The sequence below is a fragment of the Acinetobacter sp. 102 genome (assembly GCF_037028485.1).
GTDB lineage: Bacteria > Pseudomonadota > Gammaproteobacteria > Pseudomonadales > Moraxellaceae > Acinetobacter > Acinetobacter higginsii.
The window spans coordinates 31,104-50,840 of sequence record NZ_JAZEZK010000013.1 but is presented as its reverse complement, the minus strand read 5'-3'; the positions used below and the strand labels follow the sequence as shown (position 1 = coordinate 50,840).

At 43.4% G+C, this 19,737-nt stretch carries 18 protein-coding genes; 16 read left to right on the top strand and 2 right to left on the bottom strand.

Annotated features, from left to right (window positions below; translation table 11 throughout):
* Positions 1 to 61 precede the first annotated feature (61 nt).
* The 7 genes from WA352_RS13935 to WA352_RS13905 all read left to right on the top strand — a co-directional run bounded on the left by WA352_RS13935 (position 62) and on the right by WA352_RS13905 (position 6,452).
* Positions 62 to 1,048 (top strand): quinone oxidoreductase family protein, encoded by a 987-nt coding sequence (locus WA352_RS13935; RefSeq protein ID WP_033133035.1) that lies wholly within the window; start codon positions 62 to 64, stop codon positions 1,046 to 1,048.
* A gap of 11 nt (positions 1,049 to 1,059) precedes the next feature.
* The gene (locus WA352_RS13930; RefSeq protein ID WP_005315873.1) at positions 1,060 to 1,908 is read left to right on the top strand and encodes a TauD/TfdA dioxygenase family protein; all 849 of its coding nucleotides are present in this window, start codon (positions 1,060 to 1,062) and stop codon (positions 1,906 to 1,908) included.
* Between the two features lie 60 nt (positions 1,909 to 1,968).
* Entirely contained in the window at positions 1,969 to 3,021 is a 1,053-nt protein-coding gene (locus WA352_RS13925; RefSeq protein WP_033133036.1) for a 3-keto-5-aminohexanoate cleavage protein, read from the top strand.
* Between the two features lie 117 nt (positions 3,022 to 3,138).
* Positions 3,139 to 4,479, top strand: a complete 1,341-nt coding sequence (locus tag WA352_RS13920) for an MFS transporter (protein ID WP_033133037.1) — start codon at positions 3,139 to 3,141, stop codon at positions 4,477 to 4,479.
* A complete protein-coding gene (locus tag WA352_RS13915; RefSeq protein ID WP_033133038.1) occupies positions 4,476 to 5,123 on the top strand; it encodes a DsbA family oxidoreductase in 648 nt (215 codons plus the stop codon). The genes WA352_RS13920 and WA352_RS13915 overlap by 4 nt, the downstream gene beginning before the upstream one ends.
* A 5-nt stretch (positions 5,124 to 5,128) precedes the next feature.
* Positions 5,129 to 5,455: a Rieske (2Fe-2S) protein gene (locus WA352_RS13910; protein ID WP_033133039.1), complete on the top strand. Its 327-nt coding sequence runs from the start codon at positions 5,129 to 5,131 to the stop codon at positions 5,453 to 5,455.
* Entirely contained in the window at positions 5,448 to 6,452 is a 1,005-nt protein-coding gene (locus tag WA352_RS13905; protein ID WP_033133040.1) for a YeiH family protein, read from the top strand. Before WA352_RS13910 ends, WA352_RS13905 begins: the two co-directional genes overlap by 8 nt.
* 73 nt (positions 6,453 to 6,525) lie before the next feature.
* Here WA352_RS13905 and WA352_RS13900 read toward each other — a convergent pair whose 3' ends face one another.
* Positions 6,526 to 7,542 (bottom strand): AraC family transcriptional regulator, encoded by a 1,017-nt coding sequence (locus WA352_RS13900; protein WP_033133041.1) that lies wholly within the window; start codon positions 7,540 to 7,542, stop codon positions 6,526 to 6,528.
* A 300-nt stretch (positions 7,543 to 7,842) separates the two neighbouring features.
* On the opposite strand from WA352_RS13900, the gene WA352_RS13895 reads away from it, so the two are divergent.
* Both WA352_RS13895 and WA352_RS13890 read left to right on the top strand, forming a co-directional pair.
* Positions 7,843 to 8,436: an RBBP9/YdeN family alpha/beta hydrolase gene (locus WA352_RS13895; protein ID WP_033133042.1), complete on the top strand. Its 594-nt coding sequence runs from the start codon at positions 7,843 to 7,845 to the stop codon at positions 8,434 to 8,436.
* A gap of 230 nt (positions 8,437 to 8,666) precedes the next feature.
* The gene (locus WA352_RS13890; protein ID WP_033133043.1) at positions 8,667 to 10,499 is read left to right on the top strand and encodes a DUF1302 domain-containing protein; all 1,833 of its coding nucleotides are present in this window, start codon (positions 8,667 to 8,669) and stop codon (positions 10,497 to 10,499) included.
* A 74-nt stretch (positions 10,500 to 10,573) separates the two neighbouring features.
* Here the strand turns inward: WA352_RS13890 and dsdA are convergent, their stop codons facing one another.
* Entirely contained in the window at positions 10,574 to 11,899 is a 1,326-nt protein-coding gene (gene dsdA, locus WA352_RS13885; RefSeq protein WP_033133044.1) for a D-serine ammonia-lyase, read from the bottom strand.
* 327 nt (positions 11,900 to 12,226) lie between these two features.
* Between dsdA and WA352_RS13880 the strand changes: the two genes are divergently transcribed.
* The 7 genes from WA352_RS13880 (at position 12,227) to WA352_RS13850 (ending at position 19,708) form a co-directional block, all read left to right on the top strand.
* Positions 12,227 to 13,102 (top strand): MaoC/PaaZ C-terminal domain-containing protein, encoded by an 876-nt coding sequence (locus WA352_RS13880; protein ID WP_033133045.1) that lies wholly within the window; start codon positions 12,227 to 12,229, stop codon positions 13,100 to 13,102.
* An 18-nt stretch (positions 13,103 to 13,120) separates the two neighbouring features.
* Positions 13,121 to 15,400 (top strand): molybdopterin-dependent oxidoreductase, encoded by a 2,280-nt coding sequence (locus tag WA352_RS13875; protein WP_033133046.1) that lies wholly within the window; start codon positions 13,121 to 13,123, stop codon positions 15,398 to 15,400.
* A gap of 282 nt (positions 15,401 to 15,682) precedes the next feature.
* Positions 15,683 to 16,720 carry a GTP 3',8-cyclase MoaA gene (gene moaA, locus WA352_RS13870; RefSeq protein ID WP_374755506.1) on the top strand — a complete coding sequence of 346 codons (1,038 nt, stop codon included), beginning with the start codon at positions 15,683 to 15,685 and terminating at the stop codon, positions 16,718 to 16,720.
* A gap of 24 nt (positions 16,721 to 16,744) precedes the next feature.
* On the top strand, positions 16,745 to 16,996 hold the full coding sequence (locus tag WA352_RS13865; RefSeq protein ID WP_033133048.1) for a MoaD/ThiS family protein: 252 nt from the start codon (positions 16,745 to 16,747) through the stop codon (positions 16,994 to 16,996).
* 2 nt (positions 16,997 to 16,998) lie between these two features.
* A complete protein-coding gene (locus WA352_RS13860; RefSeq protein WP_033133049.1) occupies positions 16,999 to 17,538 on the top strand; it encodes a molybdenum cofactor biosynthesis protein MoaE in 540 nt (179 codons plus the stop codon).
* 17 nt (positions 17,539 to 17,555) lie between these two features.
* Positions 17,556 to 18,479 (top strand): bifunctional molybdenum cofactor biosynthesis protein MoaC/MoaB, encoded by a 924-nt coding sequence (moaCB, locus tag WA352_RS13855; protein WP_033133050.1) that lies wholly within the window; start codon positions 17,556 to 17,558, stop codon positions 18,477 to 18,479.
* A complete protein-coding gene (locus WA352_RS13850) occupies positions 18,479 to 19,708 on the top strand; it encodes a molybdopterin molybdotransferase MoeA (protein WP_241345100.1) in 1,230 nt (409 codons plus the stop codon). Before moaCB ends, WA352_RS13850 begins: the two co-directional genes overlap by 1 nt.
* Positions 19,709 to 19,737 lie beyond the last annotated feature (29 nt).

Here is a 19,737-nt window from a genome sequence, read left to right as displayed (position 1 = left end):
GTATTGTATTTTTTAGTCATATTGCTTCGGCACTGAATAAAAATACAAGATGGACAGGAAAATGACGTTGAATAAAGCGATACGGTTCTACGGAACAGGGACACCAGAGGTGATGCGCTATGAGGACATCGAAGTCGGCGCACCTGCGGTTGGTCAAGTACGTCTACGCCACGTAGCGGTGGGTCTCAATTATGCTGATACCTATTTCCGCAATGGGACTTATCCGATTCCCTTACCAAATGGTATAGGTGTTGAAGCCTCTGGCATTATCGAAGCGGTGGGTGACGGTGTAACCGATTTTGTGGTGGGTGATCGTGTCACCTATACAGGGTTTTTGAATACGCTTGGCGCTTATAGCACCGAACGCCTTATTGCCGCAGATGCATTAATCAAACTCCCTGACGATATTTCCTGTGAAACTGCGGCTGCAATGACCATGCGTGGTTTAACGGCGGCCTATCTGATGCGTCGTATCTATGACTTTAAAGCAGGCGATTGCATTTTATTACATGCAGCCGCAGGTGGTGTGGGGCTAATCGTTTCGCAATGGGCCAAACTGTTGGGGCTAAACGTGATTGGGACCACCTCGACGGATGAAAAAGCAGCGGTAGCACGTGCCTATGGCTGTGATCATGTGATTAATTATAGCCATGAGAATGTGGCTGAACGGGTGCGTGAGTTGACCGATGGCATTGGGGTCAATGTGGTCTTTGATAGTGTGGGCAAAAATACCTTTATGGCCTCATTAGACTCACTCAAACGCCGTGGTTTATTGGTTTGCGTAGGTACCGCATCAGGGCCAATTCCTGACTTTAACCCTGTGTTACTGGCAATGAAAGGTTCGTTGTTTATCACCCGTCCAGCTTTAGCCGATTATATTGCCGATCCAGAAGAAAAAAGAGCCTTAGCCAAGGAACTGTTTGATCATGTCAGCAGTGGACGCATCAAGATCGAGATCAATCATCGCTATGCACTTGAAGATGCCGTACAAGCACATCGTGATCTGGAAGCACGTAAAACCATAGGTTCATCCATTTTTGTGATTTGAAGGGATTTCTGATGCAAATTGAACAGTTAACTTGCAATATTGGTGCAGAACTACATGGTGTCCACTTAGCCGATGCGATTCATGATGACGGGCTATTCACTGAAATTCGGACGCAATTGCTAAAACATCGCGTGGTGTTCTTGCGTAATCAGCAGATGACGCGGGCTGAACATGTGGCTTTTGCCGAACGATTTGGGCCGTTGGAGGATCATCCTGCGGTGGGTAGTCATCCAGATCATCCAGGTTTGGTACAAATTTATAAACATCCTGACAGCCCGATTGATCGGTATGAAAATGCATGGCATAGCGATGCCAGCTGGCGCAAAATTCCACCGATGGGATGTGTACTGCGTTGTGTGGAATGTCCACCTGTTGGCGGCGATACCATGTGGACCAATATGGTGATGGCCTATGAAAATTTGCCTGAAGATATCAAGGAAAAGATTGCGCCTTTACGTGCCTATCACAGTATCGAAGCCAGTTTTGGCGCTGCCATGCCTATCGAAAAACGTTTGGCATTGAAGGCACAGTTTCCAGATGCTGAACATCCTGTCGTACGAACACATCCAGAGACAGGTGAGCAGATTCTCTACGTCAATGCATTCACTACCCATTTTAGTAATTACCACACCAAAGACCGCGTACGGTTTGGGCAAGATGCCAATCCAGGTGCAGGAGATCTATTGCGTTACTTAATCACCCAAGCTGCGATTCCTGAATATCAGGTGCGTTGGAGTTGGGAGCCGAATAGCATCGCTATTTGGGATAATCGAAGTACCCAACATTATGCAGTGATGGATTATCCGCCATGCCATCGCAAAATGGAGCGGGCAGGTATCGTCGGTGATGCAACCTATTAAATTCCAAATCCAAACTTTTTAATTCAATACCGTTTTATAAACTATAAACAGGAGATGCACATGCAATTCTTTGACGATTCTTTGCACCCAGAAAATATGGAAAAAGTGGTCATTACCGTTGCGCCCTATGGCCCAGAGTGGATGCCAGAGGACTTTCCCGAAGATATTCCAGTGACCATGGATGAGCAGATTCAGAAAGCGGTGGAATGCTATGAGGCAGGCGCGACAGTGCTGCATTTGCATGTGCGTGAACTGGATGGTAAGGGCTCTAAACGGTTGTCCAAGTTTAATGAACTCATCGCAGGGGTGCGTGAAGCCGTACCCGAGATGATTATTCAAGTCGGTGGCTCGATTTCATTTGCACCTGAAAGCGAAGGTGAGGCAGCTTTGTGGCTGAGTGATGATACCCGTCATATGCTGGCTGAATTAACACCAAAACCTGATCAGGTCACGGTCGCAATTAACACCACACAAATGAATATTATGGAGTTGCTCTATCCAGAATATTTGGAAGGCACATCTTTGGCACATCCTGCAATTCAGGAAGCTTATGCTGAAATGACCGTTCCGGCAGGACCTGCGTGGGTCACAGAGCATTTAAAACGTCTTTGCCAAAATAATATTCAACCGCATTTTCAACTCACTGGAATGCATGGCTTAGAGACCTTAGAACGGATGGTACGTAATGGCCTATACATGGGGCCATTGAATTTGACTTGGATCGGAATTGGCGGCGGATTCGATGGGCCAAATCCATTTAATTTCTTTAATTTTATTCATCGTGTACCAGATGGTTGCACCCTGACTTCGGAATCATTGCTTAAAAATGTATTGCCATTCAATACCATGTCGATGGCGATGGGTTTTCATGCACGGGTTGGTAATGAAGATACCATTATCGATCATCGTGGTCAGCGCTTCTCATCTGTACAACAAATTCAGCAAACTGTACGTATTGCACATGAATTAGGTCGTGAAGTGGCAACAGGCCCAGAGGCACGAGAAATCTATCGGATTGGTGTGCAATATCAAAGTATTGAAGAAACTTTGCAGGCTAATGGTATGTCACCAAACCGCCAACCAAAACAAAAAGGTGTACCTCAGCGCCATTAAGTCTGAGCAGCAATGGATTGAATGTCACAATAAATGCAGTACGCAGCAAGCGTATTCAAATAGCAAGCCACGTACTGCAATCAAAAATATAAATCATAACAATACAAGGAGGTTGCTATGGATGCTCATCCATATACCGTGCATACGGATCATGTTGATACCTCAACGAATGTCCCGCGCCGTTATGCGTGGCTGGTATTTGCGCTGACATTTGGCTTGTTGATTTCAGACTATATGTCTCGGCAAGTGCTGAATGCCGTATTTCCATTGATTAAAACTGAATGGGCCTTGACCGATAGCCAACTTGGCTTATTAAGCGGCATTGTGGCACTGATGGTCGGGATCTTAACTTTGCCCTTATCCTTACTGGCCGACCGTTTTGGGCGAGTGAAAAGCCTGGTCATTATGGCGGTGCTATGGAGTTTAGCGACTTTGGGTTGTGCTGTTGCTGAAAACTATCAGCAAATGTTTGTGGCCCGTTTTATGGTCGGTGTGGGTGAGGCTGCTTATGGCAGTGTTGGCATTGCAGTGGTAGTGGCGATTTTTCCACGCGAAATGCGAGCTACGCTGGCCAGTGCATTTATGGCAGGTGGGGTATTCGGCTCATTTCTCGGGATGGCACTGGGCGGTGTGATGGCAGAGCATTTTGGCTGGCGTTGGGCATTTGGTGGTATGGCATTGTTTGGTTTGATCTTGGCTTTGCTCTATCCCATGGTGGTTAAAGAAAAAAGAGTCAATCTAAGCAGCAAAACATCCAACAACACTCAGAAACAGCAACAGAGCAAACAATGTTTAAGCACGATTTATTCAAGTCGATCAGTGATCGCAACCTATATCGGTAGTGGCTTTCAACTGTTTGTTGGCGGCACCGTCATTGTGTGGATGCCGAGTTATTTAAATCGTTATTACGGCATGAATACTGATTCTGCAGGTGTACTGGCCGCCGTGATTGTACTGTGTAGTGCGGTCGGGAGCATTCTATGTGGCATGCTTAGTGATCGCTTTGGTCAAAACTGCCCAGATCGTAAGGTGAGTTTAGCAATTGGCTACTGTATCGGGAGCTGTTTACTACTTTCGATTGCGTTTGCAATGCCTGCAGGAAAATCCCAATTGTTGCTGATATGCATGGGCATGTTTATTGCGTTAGGAACCAATGGCCCATCCAGTGCAATGGTGGCCAATCTCACTCATAACAGCGTCCACAGTACAGCTTTCGCGACCTTAACCTTAGCCAACAATTTATTGGGATTGGCACTCGGTCCTTTAGTTATAGGCAAGCTCTCCGATGTGATTGGTTTAGATCATGCCTTTCAATGGATGCCTTTGGTCAGCATGGTCGCAGCAGCCGTGTTTCTCTATGCCAAAAACTATTACCACCAAGATATTGCACGACTGACTGAGCAAGCAGTTTTACCCAATCTAGACAGCACTCGTTCAAGTGGTGCGGAAGAAAAATGATGATGCGTGAATTAAATATTGATGTCTTTTTTGATTTTATTTGTCCATGGTGCTTGATCGGCAAACGTCAGTTACAGACTGCAATTGCGCAATTAAAGCAAAGTGATCCTGAGGTTGAGGTCATTGTACATTGGCATGGTATGCAGTTACTCCCTGAGATTCCTATAGCGGGTGTCGATTTCAAACAGTTCTATCAAAAACGATTGGGCAGTTTAGACGCTGTAAAACAACGCCAAACCCAAGTGCGTCAGGCAGCCAAGACAGTTAGTGTCGAGCTGCATTTTGAAAAAATCAAATGGATGCCAAATACGGCTCAAGCGCATCATCTGTTTCAAAGCGTTTTAAAACTGGGAACAGCGCAGCAAGCAGAGCATTTATTGGAACAGCTTTTTGCTGCCTATTTTGAAGCAGGTGAAAACTTGGGAGATAGCGCTGTGTTGCAAAGGATTCTCAAGCAATGTGGTTACTCGGTGAATGAACAGGGCCGTGGATGGTCGGAAGTCAACCCGTCTTTTCAGTCGACCTATACAGGAGCAAATGGCGTGCCTTATTTTATTTTTGATGGTTACCTGACCTTGGCTGGTGCACATTCAGTCGATGTGCTCTATCAAGCCATGTTAGAAGCCTTGGTGGTACAAGGATAAGGGCAATGACTATTCGTTTTCAGGTTCCACAAGAAAAAATCCCAGTATCAGGTGCGAGAGCTTTTCTCCAAATTGAGGGGAAAAATATTGCACTGTTTCATATTGGTACACAGTTTTATGCGATTGAGGATCGCTGCCCACATCAAGGTGCGTCTTTATTTAGCGGCGAATTAGAAGGGCAAGCGATTCGTTGTTGTGCCCATGGTTTGGTTTTTGATCTGGCGACGGGATATATGTTGAATTCAAAGCATTTAAAAGTGGCGACCTATCCAGTTGAAGTCGATGCAGCGCAGCTATTTATCCTGATAGATACAGGAGAAAACAATGACTAAATTCATGGATTTTCGTCTGCGTACCCGTGAGTTGATGCCAGGCCTTATTGTCAGTACCGTTGTTGCAGCAGCAGCCTGTTTTCTTTCAGAGCATTATGGTGCACCTGTGATGTTATTTGCTTTGCTGTTGGGAATGGGTTTGAACTTTCTTTCTAGTGAAAGTCAATGTAAAGCAGGCATCGAATTTACGGCACGAACAGTGTTACGCATTGGGATTGCCTTGTTGGGGATGCGGATTACGCTAGGACAAATTACCGCGTTGGGCTGGCAACCGATTGTACTGGTGATCACATTGGTGATCGTGACGATTTCAGTTTCAGTGATCACGGCTAAAATTCTGGGTTTTAAAAAACTTTTCGGGATGTTGACCGGCGGTGCAACTGCAATTTGTGGTGCATCAGCAGCCTTAGCGCTTTCCGCTGCATTTCCTCAACATCCTCAAAAAGAAAAAGCCACGCTATTCACTGTCATTGGTGTTTCTGCACTGTCCACGTTGGCTATGATTGTTTATCCGATGATTGCACGATGGTTAGAACTAGCGCCACAGCAGGCAGGTGTATTTTTAGGGGCAACTATCCATGACGTCGCACAGGTGGTTGGAGCGGGTTATAGCATGTCGCCAGAAACAGGTGATACTGCAACCGTAGTTAAATTGATGCGGGTTGCCATGTTATTGCCTGTCATTATTTGTGCGGCAATGATCACACGTATGCAAGGTGGAGACGCTACCGGTAAACATCCACCTTTATTGCCTTGGTTTGCCGTTGGTTTTTTAGTTCTTGCCTGTATCAATAGCACGGGTTGGGTTCCCAGCATGCTACAACAAGGGGTGAATGAATTATCGAAATGGTGTTTAGTGATTGCAATTAGTGCCTTAGGCATGAAAACACAACTGAAGGAACTGGCTTCTGTTGGAATCAAGCCGATTTTACTGATGCTGGGTGAAACCATTTTCTTGGTGATGCTGGTTTTACTGTTAATGCATTGGATGTTTTAGAGGGCAATACCTCATCATCATATGCTGTCGAGATCAAAGACAAGTAGTCGGCTTTGATCTCTAAACCTTGTGTTTAGGACTTCATAACTGTCTTGTTATTATTCCGCCAAGTGGTGGGTGACATACCAAATTCACTGCTAAACCAACGGGTAAATGAACTTGGCATTGAATAACCTAAAATGTCCGAGACCTGTCCTAGAGAGTAATTTAGGTTTTTTAGATAGCGAAAAACCAGATTACGACGTACATCGTTGATCAACACACTGAAGTTGGTATGCGCAGCTTCCAGTCGGCGTTGTAGGGTTCGGACGTTGATGCCATGAGTATGGGCGACTTGATCAATCGTGGCCCGTCCCATCGGTAACAGCAGATGAATACTTTTACGAATATCAAAAATAATTGAAGATTCACTTTCACGATGCAATAGATCCGTTTCAAGAAAACGTTTGGCATGTGCCAGCATCGTAGTATTGGCATGTGGATTGGTTTTATCTAATTCCGTTGCATTGCAAACAATACCATTAAACTCGCTGCCAAACTCTAGCGAACAACCAAACATACGTTGATGCATCGCCGTATCATACGGGGCATCATGGGTAAAATGAATACTCAAAGGGTGCCATTTCTGCAAAAAAGCAGCACAGAAACGATGGGTAATGCCTAAAGCAAGCTCGATCGCTTGGCGACTGTACTCTGTCGCTGCAGTAATTACCTCGACTCGAATAATGACGGTATGACCGACTTCTTCAATATACATTTCCAATGCGTTATTGATTAGATTTCGATACTGCACAAGGGTGTATAAGCCATCACGCAAGGTATGTTGATAACTCAATAATAAACTCAGCTCACCAAAATCTGCGAGTTGGCGTTGTTCTGCCATATGTAACCCGAAGTATTCACAACCACTTAACTGTGCTGATTGTTCCAGTAGCGTCACCGCTTTGTCTACGGGAATACGCTGTGCACTATCTTGTAGCTGTGCAGGATAGATGCCTGCATCGGACAACAGTTGGTATGGATTCAGGTCTAATTGCTGGCTGACAGCTAAATAATTTTTAAGCACAGCAGTATGGGCGAGTGGCACCATGCTGATCTCCCGATTTTTTAAAATAACCTTCCTAGTTATGCATTATTTATAACTAAAATATGCTGTTTAGAAAAGCACTAAGGCTTATATAAATTGATGTTGGCATGATGATTATTGTTTTTGAAGCGACTTTTTCTGCTAAGCATATTGATATATATGAGATCGTTTGAAGTGTGCTGTCATCAAATGAAAAGTGCCTGTCGTGCCATGTATATCCGTCGCTCTATTGACCCTCTATGTTGAATATGACGTGATGCATCCCCGTTATTTTTATCAAAACAAGGGTTGATTGGTGTAAAGATGGAAAAAATACAAACAGAGGCGACAGTTTTAATTATCCCAGGTTTGCGGGACCATGTGGCTTCGCATTGGCAAACCATTTTAGAAACACGCTTAGCCAAGGTCCGTTCAGTACCACCTTTGCAAGAAGATAAGCTCAACTGTGCAAAACGTGTTGCTGCGATACAGGCTGAACTGGAAAAAATACAGGGTCCAGTGATTCTGGTGGCGCATAGCGCAGGGGTACTGATGGCGATACATTGGGCCGCGCGATATCAACACGCTATTCAAGGGGCATTGCTGGTGACACCACCTGACTTGAATGACGTTTGGCCAGAACATTATCCTTCGCCCAAAATGCTTAGACAAGCAGGATGGTCGCCATTGCCTAATCAAGTGCTGCCATTTCCAAGTATTGTGGCTGCTAGTGTTAATGATCCACTAGCGCATTTTAATGCCGTGGCGGCAATGGCGAAAACATGGGGCAGTGTATTGATTAATTTAGGTGCTGTCGGGCATCTCAATCCTGTATCTGGGTTTGGTCCATGGCCTCAGGCAGAACAATTGATTCAGCAACTGGATTGTAAGGTCGATCAACCGAGCCTGATTGCATAATTAATCTTGCTATAAACCAACCTAAAACATTGTCTTATGCCGAGCTATGTTTGGCTAGATTTCTTTAATTTCGCATTTAAGTACGACACGCCTTGAAGCATAAAGACCCATCGGAAGGCTGGGTTTGAGCCCAGTTGCTTAAAACAAAAATAGAACGACCTGAAATGATTGCATTTTGCTGAATGGGTCAGGTGTTAATTATTCATACATCATATCGATATGGAGATGGTATGGTTTGTCATATTAAACATCCAAATGAACAAATAACCACTGCTATTTTAGCTCAAACAACGCTGCTGTTGGGATTGCTGTGTTCACTTTCAGATGCTTCAGCAGCCAGTTATCAAATCAATGAAGACTGGCGTTTAGAGAGCAATAGCACGATTGCGCTGGGGGCAAGTTGGAGTACCCAAGCGCCATCAGCCGCATTGTTATATAAACCCGATGCCAATCATATTGGCAAGAATGGCATGAGTGTAGATATTAACGGTGATGATGGACGTGCTAACTTTGATCGCGGGGATGCCATTTCACAAATGGTTAAAGGTTTAACCGAATTTCGTTTAAACGGAGCACAGCAAGGTGCGGTGTTGAGCGCCAAGTATTGGTATGACCATGCCTATGAAACTGGGCAAGGTGATTTAAAACCTTTCGATGATTCTGAATGGCCAAACTTGGTGAAGTTTAAAGGAATCGAGTTATGGGATGCCTATCTCTGGAAAAATATCGAATTTGATTCCAAGCAGTCTCTGAAGCTAAAACTGGGTAAACATCGCTTGAATTGGGGGAAATCCCAATTTTTCCAAAATGGCTTGAACTCGGTCAGCGCCTTTGATTTTGCAGCCATTAATCGACCTGCCAGTGAAGCCAAAGAACGGATAATTCCAGTTGAGATGTTGTCTTTTGAAGCCGTGATTCAACCAAACTTAAAATTAGAAGGATTCTATCAATTCAAGTTTAGACCGTCGGTGGTAGATGGCTGTGGGACGTTTTTTGCAATTTCAGATTTTGTTCCCGAAAATTGTGGACCGATTATGTTAACAGTAACACCGGGTGACAAGTTAACTGAAACTGCTGCCAAGGCGCAAACTTATATCCCTCGTTCAGCCAGTCATTATGCAAAAGACAGTGGGCAATACGGTGTTGCACTGAAACGAAATTTATCGAGCCTGAATCAAGCTGAATTGGGTTTTTATTTCGCCAACTATCATAATCGAAATGCAAACTTTGATGGTATCGCCGTGACTGCTGCTGGCGTTGAAAACTTTAAAACGGCACGTTTTTTTTCTATTTATCCTGAAAATATCAAGATCTATGGTCTAAGCCTGAGTGGAAAGGTCGGTACAACCCAGCTATTCAGTGAGTTGAGCTATAAACCCAATCAACCCTTACAGCTGAATGGAACAGATATTGTCTATGCTCAGGTGCTCTCAAAAGAAACACCACTGAAACCTGCAGGTGTTGCTGCTGAGTTTGGCGAGTATCTGCAAGGATATGTCCGCTTGCCAGTCACACAATTCTCCATTGGCGCCACTGATAGCATTGCAGGCATTTTAAAAGCAGATGGTTTGTCTTGGGGTGCAGAATTCGCTGTGAATCATATCGCCAATATTGGCAATCATCGCTTTGGTCGGGTTGGGGTTTTTGGTCGCAGTGAATTATCAACAGGCGCTTATGATTCAGAAACAGGTGAGTTTAAGTGTACGCCATATGGCACAGCAAACCTTCCGAATGATGCTGTTGATCGTTTGAATGAACGTTATTGCAATAAAGATGGTTTCTTTAGTGAATGGTCATATGGTTATCGCTTACGTGCAGCTCTAAGTTATCAAGACCTTTTACCTGCAACGGTGATTACACCCAGTTTAACTTTCCGCCATGATGTATCTGGATATAGCCAAAATTTTCAGCAAGGGCAAATGAGTCTGGCTGCCGCAGTATCGGCCAACTTTCGACAAAAATATTCAGCAGAAGTTCTGTATCAAAACTTTTTTGGATCAAATGACTTTAGTACCATTGATGACAGAGACTTTATATCACTTGCCTTTAAATATAGTTTTTAACTCGTTTAAGTAAATCATATAAGTATTCAAACAGCGTGGCTTGCGTCGCGCTGTTTGGCTGTTCAATCAGTGCTTTAAGCTTTTGCCAGATAATTTTGCATTTCTTCTGCTGGAACCATCCCACCACCCGTTCCCCATACAATATGATTGGCTTGCTGTAACTGCGGTTCAGTAAATTGATGCAAATCGATATAAGCTTGATGGTTGCTGATTAAAATTGGCCCTAACATACCTGCGAGCGCAGAAGGTTCAAGTTTCAGGTTTTCAGACTGGTTGAGCATTCCGAGCAAGCGATACATGGTTGGGTCATCCAGTGTATAAAAACCATCTAATAATCGTTGCATGGCACGACCAACAAAGCCAGAAGCGCGGCCCACAGCAAGGCCATCTGCCGCCGTAATATTATCAATGCCAATGTCCTGAACTGAAATTTCATCATGTAAACCAGTTGATACGCCGAGTAACATACATGGGGAATGAGTAGGTTCGGCAAAGATACAATGTACATGATCGCCAAAAGCCATTTTTAGGCCAAATGCAACGCCACCAGGCCCGCCACCCACACCGCAAGGCAAATAAACAAATAAAGGATGTGCTTGATCCACAACAATACGCTGTTGATCTAACTGTTTCTTTAAACGTTCACCCGCAACGGCATAGCCTAAGAACAGGGTTTTAGAGTTTTCATCATCAATAAAAAAACAATTTGGATTTTCTAATGCTGCCTTTCGGCCTGCTTCTACAGCAACACCGTAGTCTTGTTCGTACTCAATCACGGTTACACCATGCGCACGTAACTTATCTTTCTTCCATTGTCGTGCATCGGCTGACATATGCACGGTCACATCAAAACCCAACTGTGCGCTCATGATACCAATCGAGAGACCAAGATTGCCTGTTGAGCCGACCGCAATGCTGTATTGACTAAAAAACGCTCTAAATTCTGGACTATTCAGTTTGGCATAATCATCGTCAAGAGTGAGCAAATTGGCTTGTAGCGCAAGCTGCTCGGCTCGATAAAGTACCTCATAGATACCACCTCGTGCCTTAATTGATCCCGAAATAGGGAGATGACTATCTTTTTTCAACCATAGTTTGCCTGCAATTTTTTGCTCGAAGTGCGTTTCAAGTGATTGCTGCATATTCGGGATATCGATCAGATCAGACTCAATGATGCCTTGAGCTGCAAGGGTTTCTGGAAAAACAGCTATGAGGTAGGGTGCAAAACGCTGTAAACGGTCGCGAGCATCATCAATATCGGCTTGTGTCAGCCCAACATAGGGCAAGCCTTGCTCAAGCGTGGTGAATGACGGGTTAAACCAGATTGTCTCTTTAAGTTCAATCAGGTCTTTAACAATGGGATAGTGTGTAACAAGGTTTTGAATTTGATTCGAATCCATTCGGTTTCTCATAAAATTTTACATACATCAATAACAGCGAATTGCCCAAAGCGATTCTATGCATTTGGATAAGTCTTCCAGTATGCTTAAGATTAAACCAAGAACAATGATTTTTCACGTTTTTAATGCAGACTTTTGCTGAATGATATTATTTGATTGGAGATTAACTTTTGTTAATTTCTGACTAGTGCACTTGACCTTTATTAAAATGAGTTCTATTTTGGAACTTAATTGATTTTTGACCATATCAGGCTTGTCTAATCAGGACTAGAATTAACTCAACTATGGTTTGAGAACTGAGAAAAATAAAAGGAACAGGAGTTTCATATGTTTGCGATTCGTTACCAACAGATTCCATTGCAATTTTTATTTGAACATCGGGCAACTTTGGCAGGACTTGGAAAAATAGGCTTACGTAGTCTTAAAAAAACAAAGATTGCTCCAGTGGACTGGCAGTCATTAGCATCGATGAATGAAGTGATTGACCCACCAAGCCTTGAATTGATAGACCACTATGTACAATGGAGTGGTGCTGAACTGACTAAATATCAAGACACCATCCCACCGCATATGGTGTCACAATGGGGACTTTCGTTTGCAACGCGATTATTGCTGCAAACTCATTACCCATTGAGTCAAGTCATCAATCAGGGCGTCAGCCTGAAAATTCATGGCAAGCTTCCACGAGATCAAAAGTTGCTGATCCAAGCCAAGATTGCCAATGTCGATGAACGTAATGGACTAGCGCGTGTTTCCGTGCAAATTACCACAGGTACAATCACACAACCTGAGTTAGTCGAAACAGTGCTGCATATGGCATTTATTCTGCCGCATTTTGAGAAAACTAAACGTGTAGAAACAGCAGATCATAAAACTTGGCAGCGTTTAGGTGAATGGTCTGCGGCAGCGGATGATGGTTTGAAATTTGCCTTATTAACAGGCGACTTTAATCCGATTCATTGGATTACACCATTAGCCAAACTATCAAACTTTGGTCAAAAAGTGCTGCATGGCTTTGGTGTGTTTGCACGTAGCTTTGAATTGTTGCCTGAAACAATACAGCAAATCGATATTCGATTCCTCAAACCAGTTAAACTTCCTTCAGAACATAATCGAGTTGAAACCAGTACTGAGCAGATGCAAAAGTATGTCCGTGTTGTCGGTTCGGCAGGGCAAATCTGTTTAATGGGTCAATATTCATAAAATAATAAGGTGAGAAAAATGACGACTGCTACAGCAATCAAACAGGATGTAACCGCTTGTATTCTATGTTCACGTAATTGCGGACTCAGTGTAGAAATTGAAGATAATCAGTTCAAGAAAATTAGAGGCGATGATGATCATCCTTTCTCGCAAGGTTATATCTGTCAAAAAGCCGCACGTTTACAGCATTACCAACAACATGCTGATCGTTTAACCACTCCGTTAAAACGTCAGTCAGATGGTTCCTATCAAGAGATTAGTTGGGATCAAGCTATTCAGGAAATTGCTGAGCAGCTTGTACAGATTCGAAATATCCATGGTGGAACTGCATTTGCATCGGTTGGTGGTGGTGGTCAGGGCAATCACTTGGGTGCAGCCTATGGTCGTCAGTTGCTCTACGCCATGAAAAGTTTCTATGCCTACAACTCTTTGGCGCAGGAAAAAACAGGTGATTTCTGGGTGAATGGACGTCTGTTTGGCAGTCAAGCTTGTCATACCACTGAAGATGTGGAATATGCAGATTATGTGCTGTTTATCGGAACCAATCCTTTTCAGGCGCACGGTATTCCAAATGCCAGAGATACCTTAAAACATATCAGAAAAGATCCAAACCGAACCATGGTGGTGTTTGATCCACGCGTGACCGAAACGGCTAAGCAAGCCGATATTCATGTGCAATTAAAACCAGGAACCGATGCTTATCTGATGTCAGCTATGATCGCGATCATGCTGAAAGAAGAGTTATATGATCAGCAGTTTATTCAGCAGCATACGCATGGCTTTGATCAGATTAAACAGGCTTTTCTAGCGATTCCAATCGAAGAATATATTCAGAAAGCCGATGTTTCAGTCGAACTGATTTACCAGATTGCCCGTGATTTTGCTCAAGCACATCGTGCGTGTGTCCGGATTGACCTTGGTATTCAACACACCTTAAATACCACTTTAAATGGTTATTTGGAAAAGCTTTTATATTTACTCACAGGAAATTTTGGTAAACAAGGTGCTAATAATCTACATACCATGTTTATTCCCATCCTAAGCAATACCGATGAGCGTAATCCTAAATATCGCCGTACCGTACATCATAAAATGTTCCCGATTTCAGGTTTTTTTCCTCCGAATATATTGCCCGATGAAATCTTAAAAGCGGGCGAGAAACGGGTTCGTGCGGTGTTTGTGGACAGCTGTAATCCTTTGTTGACCTATCCTGATACCGCAGCATATGAGCAAGCATTCCAGTCACTTGAGCTATTGGTGGTAGTCGATGTGGCCATGACTGAAACAGCACGTTTAGCGCATTATGTGTTGCCTGCACATAGCCAATTTGAAAAGTGGGAATTCACAGGCTTTAATCTGGAATTTCCGAAGAATGGCTTTCATTTACGCCATCCACTTTTTAAAGCACAAGGTAATAGCCTGCCTGAAGCCGAGATCTACACGCGCTTGCTTGAAGCCATGCAGGTGATCCCTCGGCAGTTTCCGATATTGAATAAAATTGCAGAAAAAGATTCGGCCAATACCGCGTATCTTGCTTACTTCGGTGCGCTAGGGGTCAGTTTTGCGAAAAATAAAAAGTTAATTCCCTATGCGGCATCCATTGTATATCGTACCTTGGGTAAGACTTTGCCGAATGATGCCGCATCTACCGCGCTGTTATTACCCTTATGTATGCAATATGCAGCTCAACATTATCAAGCGGTTAAGCAAGCAGGATACGAAGGTAATCGATTTAATCTGGGGGTAAAATTATTCCAGACCATTTTGCAGCAACGTTCAGGTGTGGTGTTATCACAACATGACTATGCTGATGTGTGGAGCTTGATTGCTTATAAAGACAAGAAAATTCGTTTGGCGATTCCTGAGATGTTTATCGAGTTAGCACAGTTAAAACAACAGTCTTTGACCTTAACCGATGCATATCCTTTCATTTTGCTTGCGGGTGAACGTCGTAGTTATAACGCCAATCAAATTTATCGTGATCCTGCATGGCGTAAAGTTGATGCTGAAGGTCGTTTGAGAATGAATCCTGATGATGCATTGAGTTTTGGCGTTGAAACAGGTCATGTACTGCACTGTATTTCTGAGCACGGCAAGATTCAAGTGACGGTCGAACTTGATGAGGGAATGCGCAAAGGCGTGGTGTCGTTACCGCATGGATACGGATTACGCTATCGAGGTGGAGAGCCGATTGGGCCACAATTGAATCGTCTTACTTCTGCTCAGCATTGTGATCCATTATCCAAGACACCATATCATAAATATGTGCCTGTACGTTTAGAGCGACTCACAGCTTAGACGATTAGCCTATTGATATTTTTGCTTAAATGCACCAAATTCTTTCATATTAGTTAAATCATGTTTGAAATTGGTGCAATATAAACTGAACAAAAATATGCTGACAGGTGCAATTTTTATTTGTAGATTGAAAGTGTGACTTATTCAATTAAATAAGCAACATCATCATAAAGTTGCTGTGTGATTGGAATAATTATTGCAATAAAAAATAATTCACTGTGATGAGTACAACAAGGATGCACAGAAGCTGTGCTAAGCCCAGTCAAAAGATTCACAAAATGAGTGCGTATGATGAAGCATGAGAGACCTGAAACGAGCTTAGCGATCTTGCAAGATCAGTATGGTCGTATTAAGCGTAAGTTACGGATTTCCGTGACCGACCGCTGTAATTTCAAATGCGTTTATTGTATGCCTGAGCATCCACAATGGATGAAAAAGCACGATTTACTCAGTTTCGAGGCACTGTTTATTTTCTGTCAATATATGGTTGGACAGGGCATTGAAAATATCCGTATCACTGGTGGTGAGCCTTTGATGCGTCAAGGTGTGGTGCATTTTATCCGTGATTTGCAAAGTTTAAGAGCTTTGGGGCTAAAACGTATTTCAATCACCACCAATGGACATTATCTGGGCAAGTATGCAGAACAATTAAAACAAGCAGGTTTGGATGATCTAAATATCAGTCTGGATAGCCTTGATCCGCTTCAATTTAAACAACTGACTAAAAAAGAGCTTGCCCCTGTATTTGCTGGTATTGAAGCCGCAACAAAAGCTGGTCTACCGTTCAAAATTAATTGTGTATTGATGCAAGGTCAGAATGATGACCAAATTGTGCCGATGGTGAAATGGGCCAAACAACATAATATTCCGTTGCGTTTTATCGAGTTTATGCCGCTGGATGGTGATCAGCACTGGACAGATCAAGCCGTGGTCAGTGAAGCGGAAATCTTAAAGCAGCTCTCAGCGTATTATGACATTCAGGTCTTAGAACAACAGCATGAACCTGCACGGCTCTATCAGCTTGATGGCCAATATAAACTCGGTATTATTTCAACCATTACCCATTCATTTTGTGGGGACTGTGATCGAATTCGACTGACGGCTCAAGGTGAGTTATATAATTGTTTATTTGCAAAACAAGGTCTAAATATAAAACCTGATCTGCAACAGGCAATCAAACAAAAAGCTGAGCTCAAATCGTTAGCATTCCATCAACTTGATCAAAAAATTAAGCCTTATATTTGGAAGAAAGCGCAGGGTTATCATGCAATACAACATCAGCAAGTACGTAAAATTAGTATGCATATGCTTGGTGGTTAGTGAGGGAAGTTGTTTGGAGAAAATATGCAAACCATTGAGATAAAAATAGAAGCCTTTGGTGCAATTGAACGGTTATTACCCAAAGCGCTGGCATTTGAGTTTGCAAAAGACCAAATGGTCAAAGATGTACTGTCACATATTACTAATCTTTATCCAGATGCCAGCCCCACGATGGAAAAATGCGCCTGTGCGATTGGTGAGGATATCGTGACACGTCAAACTGCATTAGCTACATCCTGTACTTTAGTTTTGTTGTCGCCAGTGGCGGGAGGATAAATATGCGTGAATTTGCCCGCGTCCAAGATCAGGCTTTAAGCCTCGATCACTTTGATCCGATTCAATCATTTCCTGAATGTGGCGGGGTTGATATTTTTATTGGAACTGTGCGTAATCACCATGAAGGAAAAGCGGTTAAAGCACTGAAATATACCTCTTATACGCCTGTCGCAGAAAAGATGATTCGCGCAATTGAACAGGAAATCAAAGATAAATATCAGGTTTCTTATGTACGTGTCATGCATCGGATCGGTTACTTGGATGTCAGTGAAACCGCGATTATCGCGATTGCCTATGCAGCACATCGCCGTGAAGCCTTTCAAGCCTGTGAAGAGGCAGTAGAGCGGGTCAAACATGAAGTGCCGATCTGGAAAGAAGAGTTTTTTATGGATGGCACCAGTCAATATGTAGAAGGCTGTTGTATTCGTAAAGATCAAACCGATGATGTTCAAGCGAAAATCCCCCTAAGTCCCCCTTTATTAAAGAGGGATTTACCCGTGCATCACCATGAAAATTGTAGCCATGAGCATACACACGAATAAAGCGTCAGGAAGTTAAAATGAAAAATGTTGGGATGAAACCCGAGAGTTATCGTGTTGCAGAAGCACAAGCGATTTTACATGCGCCAGCGCATTGCATTCAGTTATTGCGAGATGGTAATACCGAAAAAGGCGATGCCTTAAAAACGGCACGTATTGCAGGGATTCTAGCGGCTAAACGTACCGATGAGCTGATTCCACTCTGCCATCCATTGCCGATTTACCGCGCTGATGTTGATTATGATCTAAATGACGACCATGTGGTGATTCTGACCACAGTTGAAACCATTGGCCCAACAGGTGTGGAAATGGAAGCTCTAACGGCTGCGAGCTTAGCGGGCTTAACCTTATATGACATGTTAAAACCGCACTGTGAGCCAGAAGAACTGTGTTTAGATCAGTGTAAATTGCTCAAGAAAAAGGGTGGAAAATCACACTTTAAACGTACGTTGCGCCAACCTGTTTCAGCGGCTGTAATTGTACTGTCAGATACAGTTGCAGCGGGTCGTAAACCCGATACCGCAGGTAGGTCCGTGGTTGAGACTTTGACTGAAGCAGGCTTTGATCCGATTCATTATCAGATTTTGCCTGATGAAGCTGATCAGCTCAAAGATTTAGTGTTAGAGCTGACCAAATCTTATGCATGCATTATGACGGTCGGAGGTACTGGTATTGGTAGGCGGGATATCACTGTAGATACCCTAGAACCACTATTAGAACGCAAACTCGACGGCTTAATGGAGGCGGCACGTTCATTTGGACAAAAACGCACGCCATATGCAGCCATGTCACGCGGTGTTGCAGGCTTTATTGATCGCTCATTGTTGGTGACTTTACCAGGAAGTCGTGGTGGTGCGAGTGAATCGATGGCTGCCATTTTACCAGCCCTCGTCCATATTTTTGATGTATGTCGTGATTTACCACATCCAGGAGGTTATGAATAATGTCAGGATGTGGTGCTGAAAAAGGTTTGATCAGTATTGATGAGGCATTAGCGTTGGTGCAAACCCAACCGAAAGCTTTAAAGATTGAGACATTGTCTTTAGCCGATAGTCTGAATCGCTATTTAGCCAAAGCTGTCTGTTCAAATGTGGATCTACCGAGTTTCTCACAAAGTGCTGTCGATGGTTATGCACTGAATAGTGCTGCCGATCATCTGCAAGATGCAGTCTTTGACGTGATTGGTGAAATTAAAGCGGGTAGTGAATCTGATTATCAGCTCAAAGATGGGCAAGCGATTCGTATTTTTACAGGCGGGAAAACACCTGAGGGAACAACGCATGTTGCTCGACAAGAAATTGTCGTCGTTGAAGCCAATCAAACCATTCGCTTGACTGAACACATTCAGCCTCAAGCGGATATTCGTTTTGTCGGTGAAGAAGTGCAACGGGGTCAGCAATTGGCGGATGTTGGACAACGAATCAATATTGGTGCACTGGCAGCGCTAAGTATGGCGGGTGTGCAAAGTATTGATGTTTTTCAATCACCTAAAGTGGTTGTGGTCATTACAGGGGATGAAGTTGCTGAAACTCCTGAGGACTTGCAGGCAGGGAAAGTTTTTGATGCCAATGGCCCATTACTGAAAGCTTGGTTGCAAGACTATGGCATAGATGCGGAAATCTTACATATTGTAGATGAAGCCGCAGAGGTGATGCAGTGTTTTGAGCGCTTAAAACAACAATATGATCTGATCATAACCACGGGTGGTGTTTCTGTTGGCGATTATGATTTTGTTCGCCCATGTGCATTTGAAACAGGTTTTGAACAAATCTTTTGGAAGGTAAAACAAAAACCCGGAAAGCCATTATTCTTTGCCGAATACACACAGCAAGATAATCGTTGCTATTTGTTGGGTTTACCCGGCAATCCTGCCGCAGTGTATGTGTGTATGCAAGTCTATGGCAAAGCTTTGCTTGATGCCTTGCAGAACCAACGCCAACCCTTGCAGTGGTTGAGTGGCGTACTGACACATGATTTGAAGTCAGACGCACGAGAACGTTTCTTAAGAATGCATGCTTATTTTGATCAAGGGCAGCTCAAGCTACAAAGCTTAGCGAAGCAACAATCACATATGCTGAGCAACTTAATGCAAGCAAATAGTCTGGTACGTATCCCAGCCAATACGAAATTAGAAGCAGGACAAATCCTTTCTGGGCTATTCATTTACAACTAAATTGTTTTGATGAATTTATGTAAAATGAC